Origin of the sequence: Streptomyces colwelliae (genome assembly GCF_048158785.1) — a bacterium.
Classification (GTDB): domain Bacteria; phylum Actinomycetota; class Actinomycetes; order Streptomycetales; family Streptomycetaceae; genus Streptomyces.
The window spans coordinates 23,754-37,058 of sequence record NZ_JBLTJC010000071.1 but is presented as its reverse complement, the minus strand read 5'-3'; the positions used below and the strand labels follow the sequence as shown (position 1 = coordinate 37,058).

Sequence of the window (13,305 nt, the reverse complement as noted above, 5' to 3'; positions counted from 1 at the left end):
TCCCCGACCTCGCCCCCTGGCACGCCTCCGCCGACTTCCGCAGGCTCTGGATGGCGGGGCTGGTCTCGAACTTCGGGAGTTTCCTGACGTTCGTCGCACTCCCGGTGCAGATCAAGGAACTCACGGGCTCCGCGGCGGCGGTGGGCGCGATCGGGGCCGTAGAGCTGGTTCCCCTCATCGTGTTCGGGCTCTACGGCGGTGCCCTCGCCGACGCGTGGGACAAGCGCAAGCTGATCGTGTGGACCGAGGTCGGGCTCGGCGTGCTGTGCGGGGCGCTGCTGTTCAACTCGCTGCTGCCGGAGCCCGCCGTATGGCCGCTGTACGTGATCGCGGCGCTGACCTCGGTGCTCGGTGCGATCCAGCGGCCCGCGCTGGACTCGCTGTGGCCGCGGATCGTGGCGCACGAGCACATGACGGCCGCGTCCGCGCTCAACTCCCTGCGCTGGACGGTCGGCGGGGTCACGGGACCGGCGCTGGCGGGTGTGGTGGTGGCGTTCGCGGGGCTGCCCTACGCGTTCGCCGCGGACACGCTGACGTTCGCCGTATCCGTCGTCCTGATCTTCCGTATCGCCGCCTCCCCCGGAGCCCACGAGGCGCAGAAGCCGTCGCTGCGGTCGATCGCGGAGGGCGCCCGGTACGCGTGGAGCCGCAAGGAACTCCTCGGGACGTACGCGATCGACCTCGCGGCGATGTTCTTCGCGATGCCGCTGGCGGTGCTGCCGTTCCTCGCGGACGATCTGCACGCCGAGTGGGCGCTGGGGCTGATGTACTCGACGGTCCCTGCCGGCGCCCTGCTGGTGAGTGTGACCAGCGGCTGGACCTCGCGGATCCACCGGCACGGGCGGATGGTGGTGCTGGCGGCGGCGCTGTGGGGCGCGGCGATCGCCTGCGCGGGCGCGGTCGGCAACGTATGGCTGGTGCTGCTGTTCCTCACCGTCGCGGGCGGCTGCGACATGGTCAGCGGCATCTTCCGCGGGGTCATCTGGAACCAGACGATCCCGGACGAGCTGCGCGGTCGGCTCGCCGGGATCGAGCTGCTGTCCTACTCGGTGGGCCCGCAGCTGGGCCAGGTCAGGTCCGGTGGGATGGCCGCCCTGTCGGGGGTGCGGACCTCGGTGTGGGCGGGCGGGCTGATGTGCGTCGGCGCGGTGGGGCTGCTGGCCGCAGGACTGCCGAAGCTGATGTCGTACGACGCGCGGACGGACGAGCACGCGCTACGGCTGAAGGCGCAGCGGGCGGCCGCAACTCCCACGACCCCCGCGGCCCCCGCCGACGCCTGATCAGTCGTCGTCGGCGGTCTTGGCCGCGTCGTGCCACTTGGGGTCGTTCTCCCACTCCAGGTTGCGCTCGCGGGCCGTCTCCATCGCGTGCTCGGCCTCGGCGCGGGTGGTGTACGGCCCGAACCGGTCCTTGGCGGGGCACTCCGGCCCCTCCTCGACCTTCTTGTGTTCGAGGCAGTAGTACCACTCGCCGGGCTTCCCGACCGTGCGCTTCTTGAACAGGGCCATCAACGGCTCCTTTCCCTACGGCCATGTTCCCCCATGTCCGCTGGTTAGACTCGCTGGCATGTCTGGCCAGTCGCTGCTCGTACCAGGGGAGCTCTCCCCCACCCGTCCCGTGCCCGGAAACATCCGTCGCCCCGAGTACGTCGGCAAGCCCGCGCCGACCCCGTACACCGGGCCGGAGGTGCAGACCCCCGAGACGATCGAGGCGATGCGGACCGCCGGGCGGATCGCCGCGCGGGCGATGGCGGAGGCCGCGAAGATCATCTCTCCGGGCGTGACCACGGACGAACTCGACCGCGTGGCGCACGAGTACATGTGCGACCACGGCGCCTACCCGTCCACGCTCGGCTACCGCGGCTTCCCCAAGTCCCTGTGCACCTCGCTCAACGAGGTGATCTGCCACGGCATTCCGGACTCCACGGTGCTGCGCGACGGCGACATCATCAACCTCGACGTGACGGCGTACATCGGCGGGGTGCACGGCGACAACAACGCGACCTACCTGGTCGGTGACGTCGACGAGGAGTCCCGGCTGCTGGTCGAGCGCACCCGCGAGTCCCTGGACCGCGCGATCAAGGCGGTCAGGCCGGGCCGCCAGATCAACATCATCGGCCGGGTCATCGAGTCGTACGCCAAGCGCTTCGGGTACGGCGTGGTCCGGGACTTCACCGGCCACGGCATCAACTCGTCCTTCCACTCCGGCCTGATCGTCCCGCACTACGACAGCCCGCACGCGACGACGGTCATCCAGCCCGGGATGACGTTCACGATCGAGCCGATGCTGACGCTGGGGACGTACGAGTACGACATGTGGGACGACGGGTGGACGGTCGTCACGAAGGACCGGAAGCGGACGGCCCAGTTCGAGCACACGTTGGTGGTGACGGAGACGGGGGCGGAGGTTCTCACCCTCCCGTAGGGATCACGACGGTCCCGTAAGGATCACGACGATCCCGTAAAAATCGCGGCGGCTCGCTCTCTCGTGGAGCGGGCCGTTTTTCTTGTACTCTTTTACCGACAGGGTGTCGGCAAACCTGTTGACTTAGGTAAGCCTTACCTTAGAGGATAGGGCCCATGGACTCCTTCTCGACAGTCATCCGCACCGCGTCCCACGAACAGCACGTGGAGGCCGAGACCTCCACCTTCATGAGCGACCTGCTCGGCGGCCGCCTGGGCGGCGCCGTCTGCGTCAGCGGCGACGGCGTCCTCGGCCGGCACCGCAAGGTCCACCTCCCGGCGGGCGAGGTCGCCGCGTACACGGCAGGGGACCGTTTCGACGCCTTCGACACCCCGGTCGGCCGCCTGGGCATGCTCATCGACTACGACAAGACGTTCCCCGAGTCGGCCCGCTCACTGGCCCTGGACGGCGCCGAGATCCTCGCCTGCCTCTCCGCCTGGCCCACCAGCATCACCAACCGCGCCCCGCGCATGGCCCAGGACCGCCAGGCCCGCCTCTTCGACCTCTACGACCAGTCCCGCGCCGCCGAGAACCAGGTCGTGCTGGCCTCCTCCAACCAGACCGGCGCCATGGGCGGCATGCGCTTCCTCGGCCAGGCCAAGGTGGTCGGCCCCGGCGGCGACATCCTCGCCCGCACCTGGTCCAAGGCCGGCCTCGCCGTCGCCGAGATCGACGTCGCGGCCGAGACCGACCGGGCCCGCCGCGTGCTGCGCCACCTCGACGAACGCCGTCCCGACGCCTACCGGGAGTCCCGTACGTGAAGATCGCCCTGCTCAGCTACTCCACCAAGCCGCGCGGCGGGGTCGTCCACACCCTCGCCCTCGCGGAGGCCCTCGCGGCGCTCGGCGAGGACGTCACGGTGTGGACCCTGGGCCGGGGCGGCGACGCGGGCTTCTTCCGCCCGGTGAACCCGGCGGTTCGACTCCAGATCGTCCCGTTCCCCGACGGGCCGCCCGAGGAGACGGTCGGCGCACGCATCCTGCGCTCCATCGCCACCCTCCGCACCGCCTTCGACCCCACGCCCTACGACGTCGTCCACGCCCAGGACTGCATCAGCGCCAACGCGGCCGGCCGCTGCGTCCGCACGGTCCACCACCTCGACCACTTCACCACCCCCGAACTGGCCGCCTGCCACGAGCGCGCGATCGTCGAACCGTACGCGCACGTCTGTGTGTCGGAAGCCGTCGCCGGTGAACTGGCGGCCGGCTGGGGCATCGAGGCGCAGGTCATCCCCAACGGCGTGGCGTACGACCGTTTCGCCGCCACCGACCCTGCCGCGCGGGCGAGTTGGCGCGCCCGCCTCGGCCCGTACGTCCTCACCGTCGGCGGCATCGAACCCCGCAAGGGCTCACTGGACCTCCTGGAGGCCTACGCCCTCCTGCGTACCGCCCGTCCCGACGTCCGGCTGGTGATCGCGGGTGGCGAGACGCTCTTCGACTACCGCGACTACCGGGCGGGTTGGGAGGCCCGGGCCGCCGAACTGGCCGTAGATCCCGTGGTGTTGGGGCAGGTCGACGAGGACGAGCTGCCGGCCTTGGTCGCGGCGGCGGACGCGTTCGCGTTCCCGTCGCTCAAGGAGGGCTTCGGTCTCGCGGCCATGGAGGCGCTGGCGGCGGGTGTCCCGTTGGTCGTACGGGATCTGCCCGTGCTGCGGGAGGTGTTCGGCGGAGCCGCTCAATTCGCCGCCACACCGCCGGACTTGGCCACCGAACTCGGCCATGCCCTCACGACCGTGGACCCGGCCCGCGCCGCCGCCGGGCGTGCCCTCGCCGCCCGCCACACGTGGGACGCGGCGGCCCGCAGCCACCTCGACTTCTACCGCTCCCTGGACCCTCGCTCATGAACGGCCCCTGTCAACAAGGGCGTTGACACCTCACCCGATCCGCGTCACGGTGAGGGCCCGTCGCGTCCGGAGGTCGTCCATGGCTCCGTTATCCACGCCCCCGTCAGACACCGGCCTCGTCGAACGCGTACAGGCGATCCAACCCCTCTTCCGCGAGCACGCGTTGCGCACCGAGCAGGAGAGAAGGGTGACGGGGGAAGCGGTGGCGGCGCTGACGGACGCCGGGGTCTACCGGATGAACGTCCCCCGGCGGTACGGCGGTTACCAGAGCCGGTTGAGCACGCAGGTCGAGGTGTTGGGCGAGATCGCCGCCGGGTGTGGTTCGACCGGCTTCATGGCGCTGAACCAGGCCGGGTGTTCGTACATCGCCGCGCTCTTCCCGGACGAGGCCCAGGACGAGATCTTCACCAGCCCGGACGTCCGGGTCGGCGGCACGCTCATCCCGGACGCCGTCGCGGTCGCGACGGACGGCGGCTATGTCGTCAACGGCACCTCGGCCTTCGCCACCGGTTGCCAGAACGCCGACTGGCACCTCCTGACGGCCCGGGTCGAGTCCGAGGGTGGCCCGCCCGAAATGCTGTGGACCGCCGTACCGATGTCCGATCTGGAGATCCTCGACGACTGGTACGTCTCGGGGTTGGCTGGGAGCGGCAGCAACAGCGTCGTCGCACGGGACGTGTTCGTTCCCGCGCACCGCGTGCTGCCCGTAGGGCCTCTGCTGCGCGGCGAGTCACCCTCCAAGGCCAACGCGGACGACCCCTTCTACCGGATGCCGGTGCTGCTGCTGTTCTGTGCCTGGACGGCGCCGAACGCGCTGGGCCTGGCCCGGGCCGCCCTCGCGGAGTTCACCGAGCGCATCCACCATCGGGGCATCACGTACACCTTCCACGAGCGGCAGCACGAGGCGGGCGTCACACATCTCCAGGTCGCCGAGGCGGAGATGAAGATCTCCTGCGCCGAGTTGCTGACCGGCGAGTTCGTCGCCCGGATCGAGGCCGCGACCAAGAACGGCGACCCGTCGTACACGCAGGCGGACCGGGCCAGGATCCGCGCGCAGAGCGGCTATACGACACGCTTGTGCAAGGAGGCCGTGGACCTCATCGCCTCCGCCTCCGGAGCGTCCTCCCTCCACCGGGACGTCCCCGTCCAGCGAGCCGTACGCGACCTGCATGCCCTGAACCTGCACTCCTTCGTCAACCCGACCACCAACCTGGAGCTGTACGGCCGGGTACTGTCCGGCCTCGACGCGGGCACGCCGTTCCTCTGACCGGGCTCTTCATCCCAGAGTCGCCAGCCAGGCGGCGGTGTCGTCGGGCTGGGCGAACCGGTGCGCGGCGAGGGGAGCGAAGCGGGGTTCGCGGATACGGCGTTCGATCTCACTCCGCCGCCCCGCGTGCTGGGACCACGCCCACCAGGCCGGGTGTTCCCGGCTCAGCCAGCCCGCCCACGTCTCCCTGTTGCCGCCGAAGATGCTCTCGCGGGTGACCGTGCGCCGAAGGGAACGGCGCAGCACCCGGGGTATGATCACGCGTCGCGCGTAGTCCAGCCAGATCACCGTGTCGGCCTTCTCCCAGAGCAGATCACGGACTTCGGGCGAGCCGATCGAGTCGATGATCCAGCGGGGTTCGGAGGTGAGCCGCAGGACGTCCTCGGTAAGGCCTTGGTTGACAGTCCAGTCGGGGCCGGTGAAGTAGAGGGCGTCCATCTCGTGGTACGGCACGCCGAGCCGCTCGCCCACGGCCCGCGCGAGCGTCGACTTGCCCGCACCTGTCGCCCCGACCACCAGGATCTTCTCCATCCACGCACCCTAACTAGGATGTGCGGTGCCCGCCGATCATCAACAGGAGCCCCGCCATGAGCAGTCCGCACCACGCCCACGCCTCCCTCGACGGCCTGGTGACGGGAGACGCCTTCGGTGACGGCTGGTTCACCCGTTCCGACGAGGCCGCCGAGGAGTTGCTGGCCGCGCGGGAACTGCGCCCCGCGCCGTGGTCGTGGACCGACGACTCGGCCATGGCGTTCGTCCTGTTCGCCCACCTGTTGGCCCACGGGGAGGTCCAACCGGACGCCCTGGCAAGGGAGTTCGCCGCCGAGTACGAGCGGGACCCGAGTCGGGGGTACGGCCCGTCGATGCACAGCATCCTGCGCCGCATCGGCGACGGCGAGGACTGGCAGGCGGTCACCACCGGCCAGTTCGGCGGACAGGGCTCCTACGGCAACGGCGCCGCGATGCGGGTCGCCCCGCTGGGGGCCTGGTTCCGGGGCGACTTGGTGGCCGCCACCGAGCAGGCCCGGCTGTCCGCGCTGACCACGCACGCTCACCCGGAGGCCGTCGCGGGTGCGGTGGCCGTGGCGGTCGCCGCCGCGCTCGCGGCCGCCGGGGAGGGTCAACAGGCCGCGCCACGCGCCGAGTTCCTGCGGGAGGTCGCCTCGCACGTGCCGGAGAGCGATGTCCGCTCCGGCCTGCTGGTCGCCGCGAACTTCTCCGAGCGGACGTCGGTACGGCACGCGGCCTCCGTGTTGGGCTCGGGCACGCTCATCTCCGCTCCGGACACCGTGCCGTTCGCCCTGTGGTCCGCCGCGGGTCAACTGGACGATCTGCCCGAGGCGTTGTGGCAGACCGTCGCCGGGTGGGGTGACCGGGACACCACCTGCGCGATCGCCGGAGGTGTGGTCGCGGCCCGCACCGGCACGGGTGGCATCCCGGCCGCCTGGCGGGAGGCGTGCGAGGCGATCCCGGCGTGGAGCGGCTGGGCCGGGCAGGTCAGTCCGTCCCGGTGACCCGACGTCGACCGGTGACCTTCGAGGCCGGGAGGCGACCGGCTCGCGACATACCGGTGAGGGCGTCGCCCTCGACGGTGACCGCGAAGGTCAGGTTCAGGCGCAACGGCTTGGTGACCGCCTGCTTCCAGGTGACGCGATCGCCGTCGACGACGACATCCTGAAGGGGCACTTCCTCGCCCGCGCCGTGCGCGACTCCGGTGAACTCGCCGCCGTCTGTTCCGGTGGCCCGCAACATCAGGCCCCCGGTTCCGCTGACGACGTCCCGGGGTCCTTCGGCCGAGACCAGTTCCACGGTGACGGCGCCCCCGGAGGCGGTGCCCCCGGCGTACAGGACCTCGTAGGGAGCGACGACGTCGAGCGGGTCGAAGCCGTCGAACAGAACAATCTGGACGTGCATGTGGCGTCTTCCGCAGTAAGGGCTGCCGGTGGTCACCGGCCTGTGTCCCGACGGTAGAAGCGCGGTGCGGGAGGCAGCCAGAGGACTGGGTGACAGGGGCCGACGGGTTCTCGCCACGCTCTGCCGACCGTGAGGAAACTTCCGTCCCAAGGCTTGACCCACGGGGTGGAGAAGCGCACAGTCTCTCGTTAATGCGCATTACCTATTACGCATTAACGAGTGCCACCGAGCGCACCGGACCCTGCCCCGGAGGAGAGAGACCACTGTGGAGGAACACAGGAAGCGGCCCGGACGTACGCCCGCTCCCGCCGGACGTACCGCACGGCCCCGGCAGGCCGAGGTGGCTCGGCTGGCGGGAGTGTCCCAGGCGACCGTGTCGCTGGTGCTCTCCCCGAAACCCGACGCCAAGGGACGCGTCATCTCCGAGGAGACCCGCCGGCGGGTCCTGGAGGCGGCCCGCAGCCTCGGCTACGTTCCCGACCCGGCCGCCCGGCGCCTGGCCGCCGCCCGCAACAACCTCCTCGGCGTCTTCAGCTTCACCGCCACGTTCCCGACCGATGTGCAGCACTCGTACTACCCCTTCCTGGTCGGCGTGGAGCGCGAGGCGGCGGCGCTCGGCTACGACCTGGTGCTGTTCACCGGGTCGAGCACCGGCGGCGCAGGGGCCTCGGGGCCCGACGCCCTGAGCCGGGTCCGGCTGGCCGACGGGTGTCTCTTCCTCGGTCGGCACACACCCCGGGCAGAGCTCAAGCGGCTGGTCGAGGACGGCTTCCCGGTCGTACACCTGGGCCGCCGCGAGGAGTTGGAGGGCGTGGCGTGGGTGGGCGCGGACTATGTCGAAGCCACGCGTGAAGTGGTGGGCCATCTGGCCGAGTTGGGGCATCGGCGGATCGTCCTCGTCCGCGAGGACGACGACGCGCCCGCGTCGGCGGACCGTCAACGCGGCTTCCTGGAAGGGCTGGAGGCAGCGGGTCTGTCCTCGGGGCCCACGACCGTCTTCCGGTCCGCGGATCCGCAGCGGGAGCTCACGTCCGAACGGGTGCGTGCCTGGGCCGGTGAAGGGGTGACGGCCTTCGTCGCGGAGGAGACCGACACCGGGGCGGCCTGGCGGGGCTTGCTCGCCGCCGTGCGCGAGGCGGGCCTCGACTGTCCCGGAGAGGTGTCCCTCGCGCTGCTCGGCAGCCCGCCCGCCGACCTGGCGGGTGAGCCCGAACCGACCGGATTCGAGATCCCCCGGCCGCAGTTGGGCGCCGCGGCCGTACGCCTGCTGGCCGCGCTCGTCGCGGGCGAGGAGACGCGAGAGCCGCTCGTCGGCTGTGTCTTCCGCCCGGGTCTGACGGCCGGGCCGCCGGGTGCCCGTTCCTGAACACGCGCCCCACAGGCTTCCATCCCCCGATCAAGGAGAAGCGTGATATCCGAAGCCGACATCCTCGTCGTGGGCGGCGGTCTCGGTGGCGTCGCCGCCGCACTCGCCGCCTGCCGGGCAGGACGCAGCGTGGTCCTCACCGAGGAGACGGACTGGATCGGCGGCCAGCTCACCAGCCAGGCCGTACCGCCCGACGAGCACCCGTGGGTGGAGCAGTTCGGCACGACCGCCTCGTACCGGCGGCTGCGCGAGGAGATCCGGCGGTACTACCGCCACTGGTACCCACTGCGGGCCGAGGCCTTGGCGCTCGCCGACCTCAACCCGGGAGCGGGCCGCGTCAGCAAGCTCTGCCACGAGCCGCGGGTCGCCCTCGCCGTCCTGGAGGGCATGCTCGCGGCCCACCGTGCGTCGGGCCGGCTGACCGTACTCACCGAACACCGGCCGGTCTCCGCCGAGTCGGACAACGATGTCGTCCGGTCGGTGACGCTGGAGGACCTGCGGGACGGGACGCGGCGCACCGTCACCGCGCGGTACGTCCTGGACGCCACCGAGACGGGCGAACTGCTCCACCTCGCGGGCGTCGAGCACGCCAACGGGGCCGAAGCGCGCGCCGAGTTCGACGAGCCGCACGCACCGGACGAGGCTCAGCCCCTCAACCAGCAGGGCATCACGGTCTGTTTCGCGCTCTCCCACCACGACGGCGAGGACCACACGATCGACCGCCCGCAGGACTACGGCTTCTGGCGCACCTACCAACCATCGTTCTGGCCGGGCCCGTTGCTCGGTTTCCAGGCGCCCGACCCGCGCACCCTGGAGCCGGTGCCGCGGACCTTCGTACCGAATCCGGATCTCGATCCGCTCGGCGTCTCGGCCGACCAGAGCGCCGATGCCGGCGACAAGGAGCTGTGGGGCTTCCGCCGCATCCTCGCCCGCAAGCTGCACGCGCCGGGTGCCTTCGACTCCGACATCACGCTCGTGAACTGGCCGCTCAACGACTACTGGCTCAAGCCGTACATCGGCCAGGAGGCCGAAGCACTGCGCGAGGCACGGCAGTTGTCGCTGTCGCTGCTGTACTGGCTCCAGACCGAGGCACCGCGCGCCGACGGCGGCACCGGCTTTCCGGGCCTACAGATCCGCCCGGACGTGACCGGCACGGCGGACGGTCTGGCCAAGGCGGCGTACGTCCGCGAGTCCCGCCGTATCAAGGCGGTCACCACGGTCACCGAGCACGATGTGGCGATCGACCTCGTCGGCCCCCACGGCGGCACGCGCCACCGCGACTCGGTGGGTGTCGGCAGTTACCGCATCGACCTGCATCCCTCGACCGGCGGCGACGGCTACATCGACATCGGGTCCGTGCCGTTCGAGATCCCGCTCGGCGCGCTCGTGCCGCGTCGGGTCCGCAACCTGCTGCCCGCCGGCAAGAACATCGGCACCACGCACATCACCAACGGCTGCTACCGGCTGCACCCGGTGGAGTGGAACGTCGGCGAGGTCGCGGGTGCCCTGGCCGCGCACTGCATCGCCGAGGACGTCGAGCCGCACCAGGTGCAGGCCGAGGACAAGCGGTTCGAGGAGTTCGCGCGGCTGCTCGACCGGGACGGTGTGCAGCGCCACTGGCCGGACGTACGCGGCTACTGAACGACCCCTACGTGGAGGGGAGTTGCCCGACCACGGCCCGCGCGAACCGATCCAGCACAAGTCCAGCACAAGGAGGTGCCCGGACATGAACACACCCCGCATCCGCGTCGGCATCGACGTGGGCGGAACCTTCACCGACGCCGTGGCCGTGGACGCCACGACCCTCGAACTCCTGGGGCAGGTCAAGGTCCCCACCAGCCACCATCACGAGGACGGTGTCGCGCACGGCATCGTCGTCGCGCTCGACCGGCTCCTGGAGCAGACCGGCCGTGCCCCCGCCGACGTCGCCTTCCTGGCGCACGGCACGACCCAGGCGACCAACGCCCTCCTGGAGGGCGACGTGGCGACCGTCGGCCTGATCGGCATCGGGACCGGCCCCGCAGCGGTGCTCACCCGCCGCCTCGCGTCGCTCGGCAACCTCGAACTCGCCCCCGGCAAAAGGCTTCCACTGGCCTACGCGCATGTCGCCGACCCTGACGACACGGCAGAAGTCCGCCGCGCCGTCGAACAGTTGAAGGGCGACGGCGCCCAAGTCCTCGTCGCCAGCCAGCCGTTCAGCGTCGACCGGCCCGAGGGAGAGCAGGCGGTCCTCGACGCGGCACGGCCGTACGGGCTGCCGATGACCGCCGCGCACGAGATCACCTCGCTGTACGGACTGCACAAGCGCACCCGCACCGCCGTGGTCAACGCGGCGATCCTGCCCCGCATGCTGGCCACCGCCGACCTCGTCGACGCCTCCATCACCAAAGCCGGCGTGATCGCGCCGCTGATGGTGATGCGCTGCGACGGCGGCGTGATGGCGCTCGACGAGATGCGCCGCCGACCGCTTCTGACGGTCCTGTCGGGACCGGCCGCCGGAGTCGCGGGCGCGCTGATGCAGGAGCGGGTGAGCGAGGGCGTGTTCCTGGAGACCGGGGGCACGTCGACCGACATCAGCGTCGTGCGCCGCGGCAAGGTCGCCGTCCGGCACGCCACCATCCTCGGCAGGACCTCGTATCTGAACGCCCTCGACGTGCGCACGGTCGGTGTCGGCGGCGGCTCCATGGTGCGCATCGGCGGCGGCCGGGTGACGGGCGTGGGGCCGCGCAGCGCGCACATCGCGGGGCTGCCGTACGCCTGTTTCGCCTCCCCCGACCAGTTGCGTGACGCCACGGTGGACACCGTCCGCCCGTTGGACGGCGACCCCGCCGACTACGCCGTGATCGACGCGGAGGGCGGGCGGTTCGCCGTCACCATGACCTGCGCCGCCAATGCCCTCGGCCGCGTCCCGGAGGGGGACTTCGCACGCTGCGACCCCGAGAGCGCGCGTGCCGCGATCGCGCCGCTGGCCGCCGTGCTCGGCACCGACGTCGCGACCGCGGCCACGCGGATCCTCGACGCGGGTGTCGCCCAGGTGAGGACGGTGGTGGACGCCATGATCCGCGACTACCGCCTCGACAAGGACACGGCCGTTCTCGTGGGCGGAGGCGGCGGTGCCGCGTCCGTCACCCCGCATCTCGCCCTCACCAGCGAGATGGAGGGGCGGATCGCCCGCAACAACGAGGTCATCAGCCCCATCGGCGTCGCCCTCGCGCTCGTACGGGAACAGGTCGAGCGGATCGTGCCCGGCGCCACACAGGAGCAGATCCTCGCCGTCCGGGCCGAGGCGGAGCGGGCGGTCGTCGCCCAGGGCGCCGCCGCCGAAGGCGTCGAGGTCGAGGTCACCGTCGACCCTCAGACCAACACCGTGCGCGCGGTCGCGACCGGCGCCACCGAACTGCGCACCCAGGACCGGTCCCACCGCGCCGACGACACCGAGCGGCTCCGTGCCGCGGCGGCCAGCCTCAAGACCGACCCCGCGGCGGTCCACGTCCTGGCGGGCACCGCCGCCCACACCGTCTACGGCACCGAGACGCGCCGCCGCCTGCGGTCGACCCGCCGCCCCGTACGGATCGTCGACGTGGACGGCGTCGTACGCCATCACGCCGCGGACGCCCGCGTGGAAACCACCACCGTGGCAGGCGCCCCGGAGGTACTCGCCCGGCTGGTGGGCGAGGCCACCTCGTACGGCGACGGCGGGGTACGCGCTCCCGCCCTGCGGCTGCTGCTCGGCTCCCGCATCGCCGACCTGTCCGGCGTCCTCGATCCTCAGCCCCTACTCGCGCTGGCCCACAGCGAGTTGCGGACCCGCGCGGCCGACGAGCCGGTGGTCGCTGTGCTGGAGGTGCGGTCATGACGGCCACTGAACCCACCATCCGGGAGCAGGAGTTGGCAGATCTCGCATCCGTGGACGACATCGAATGGGGCGTACGGCTGCTGGCGGCCACGCCCACTCACGAGGGCCGGGATCTTGGGCTGCTGCGCCAATGGGCTTGCAGGGCCGACGAGTTCGGGACTCGGCTCGCCCCCGTCCCCACCTCCGCACGCGTCGTCGAGCGGGACGGCGGCCTGGAGCGGATGCTGCTCGCCCGCTACACGTCACGGCCCCCGACGGTCGAGCTGTACACCGACACCCTCGCGCTCGCCGAGGAGTTGGTCGACACCCGCGGCTGGCGTGCCTGGTACCCGCCGGGTTCGGTATGGGCCGCCGCGCTCGCCCACGAAGCCGTGCACGCCCGCCTCCACCACGGACCCGAGAAGGCCGCGCTCAGGCAGGCACTCGGCCACACCGTGCTGCGCCTCGGACGCCACCGCGTGGCCGGCCATGTCGCCGGTGCGGAAGAGGTCGCGGCCCACGCCTACGCCCGAACCGTCTGCGGACTCGGCCGCAGCCCCCTGCTCCTCACCGCCGCACTGCGTGCGGCGCTCCCCCGGCCCGGAAGAGAGAAGTGA

General features: G+C 71.5%; 13 protein-coding genes and 1 pseudogene. 10 read left to right on the top strand and 4 right to left on the bottom strand.

Features of this window, described 5'->3' with window-relative positions:
• On the top strand, positions 1-1,280 hold a 1,280-nt coding region (locus tag ACNFOC_RS17310), incomplete at its 5' end, for an MFS transporter (protein WP_416960017.1).
• On the opposite strand, the gene ACNFOC_RS17305 is transcribed toward ACNFOC_RS17310, so the two are convergent.
• On the bottom strand, positions 1,281-1,508 hold the full coding sequence (locus ACNFOC_RS17305) for a hypothetical protein (protein WP_416960016.1): 228 nt from the start codon (positions 1,506-1,508) through the stop codon (positions 1,281-1,283).
• A gap of 58 nt (positions 1,509-1,566) precedes the next feature.
• Here ACNFOC_RS17305 and map point away from each other — a divergent pair, with 58 nt between their 5' ends.
• The 4 genes from map (at position 1,567) to ACNFOC_RS17285 (ending at position 5,573) form a co-directional block, all read left to right on the top strand.
• Positions 1,567-2,424, top strand: a complete 858-nt coding sequence (gene map / locus ACNFOC_RS17300) for a type I methionyl aminopeptidase (RefSeq protein ID WP_416960015.1) — start codon at positions 1,567-1,569, stop codon at positions 2,422-2,424.
• A 155-nt stretch (positions 2,425-2,579) separates the two neighbouring features.
• Complete coding sequence (locus ACNFOC_RS17295) at positions 2,580-3,224, top strand: carbon-nitrogen hydrolase family protein (protein ID WP_416960014.1); 645 nt, start codon at positions 2,580-2,582, stop codon at positions 3,222-3,224.
• On the top strand, positions 3,221-4,306 hold the full coding sequence (locus tag ACNFOC_RS17290) for an MSMEG_0565 family glycosyltransferase (RefSeq protein WP_416960013.1): 1,086 nt from the start codon (positions 3,221-3,223) through the stop codon (positions 4,304-4,306). The genes ACNFOC_RS17295 and ACNFOC_RS17290 overlap by 4 nt, the downstream gene beginning before the upstream one ends.
• Before the next feature lie 79 nt (positions 4,307-4,385).
• Positions 4,386-5,573 carry an acyl-CoA dehydrogenase family protein gene (locus ACNFOC_RS17285; RefSeq protein ID WP_416960011.1) on the top strand — a complete coding sequence of 396 codons (1,188 nt, stop codon included), beginning with the start codon at positions 4,386-4,388 and terminating at the stop codon, positions 5,571-5,573.
• A 9-nt stretch (positions 5,574-5,582) separates the two neighbouring features.
• Here ACNFOC_RS17285 and ACNFOC_RS17280 read toward each other — a convergent pair whose 3' ends face one another.
• The gene (locus ACNFOC_RS17280) at positions 5,583-6,104 is read right to left on the bottom strand and encodes an AAA family ATPase (protein WP_416960010.1); all 522 of its coding nucleotides are present in this window, start codon (positions 6,102-6,104) and stop codon (positions 5,583-5,585) included.
• Positions 6,105-6,160: 56 nt separating this feature from the next.
• Between ACNFOC_RS17280 and ACNFOC_RS17275 the strand changes: the two genes are divergently transcribed.
• Complete coding sequence (locus tag ACNFOC_RS17275) at positions 6,161-7,087, top strand: ADP-ribosylglycohydrolase family protein (RefSeq protein WP_416960009.1); 927 nt, start codon at positions 6,161-6,163, stop codon at positions 7,085-7,087.
• On the opposite strand, the gene ACNFOC_RS17270 is transcribed toward ACNFOC_RS17275, so the two are convergent.
• A complete protein-coding gene (locus ACNFOC_RS17270; RefSeq protein WP_416960018.1) occupies positions 7,071-7,325 on the bottom strand; it encodes a hypothetical protein in 255 nt (84 codons plus the stop codon). The genes ACNFOC_RS17275 and ACNFOC_RS17270 overlap by 17 nt on opposite strands.
• Positions 7,311-7,487, bottom strand: a pseudogene (locus ACNFOC_RS17265) (DJ-1/PfpI family protein); the annotation flags it as partial. The pseudogene ACNFOC_RS17265 and the gene ACNFOC_RS17270, both read right to left, overlap by 15 nt.
• 265 nt (positions 7,488-7,752) lie before the next feature.
• On the opposite strand from ACNFOC_RS17265, the gene ACNFOC_RS17260 reads away from it, so the two are divergent.
• The 4 genes from ACNFOC_RS17260 (at position 7,753) to ACNFOC_RS17245 (ending at position 13,305) form a co-directional block, all read left to right on the top strand.
• The gene (locus tag ACNFOC_RS17260) at positions 7,753-8,853 is read left to right on the top strand and encodes a LacI family DNA-binding transcriptional regulator (RefSeq protein ID WP_416960007.1); all 1,101 of its coding nucleotides are present in this window, start codon (positions 7,753-7,755) and stop codon (positions 8,851-8,853) included.
• Positions 8,854-8,895: 42 nt separating this feature from the next.
• Positions 8,896-10,494, top strand: coding sequence for an FAD-dependent oxidoreductase (locus tag ACNFOC_RS17255; RefSeq protein ID WP_416960006.1), 1,599 nt, complete (start codon positions 8,896-8,898; stop codon positions 10,492-10,494).
• Between the two features lie 85 nt (positions 10,495-10,579).
• Positions 10,580-12,709 carry a hydantoinase/oxoprolinase family protein gene (locus ACNFOC_RS17250; RefSeq protein WP_416960005.1) on the top strand — a complete coding sequence of 710 codons (2,130 nt, stop codon included), beginning with the start codon at positions 10,580-10,582 and terminating at the stop codon, positions 12,707-12,709.
• A complete protein-coding gene (locus tag ACNFOC_RS17245) occupies positions 12,706-13,305 on the top strand; it encodes a hypothetical protein (protein WP_416960004.1) in 600 nt (199 codons plus the stop codon). The genes ACNFOC_RS17250 and ACNFOC_RS17245 overlap by 4 nt, the downstream gene beginning before the upstream one ends.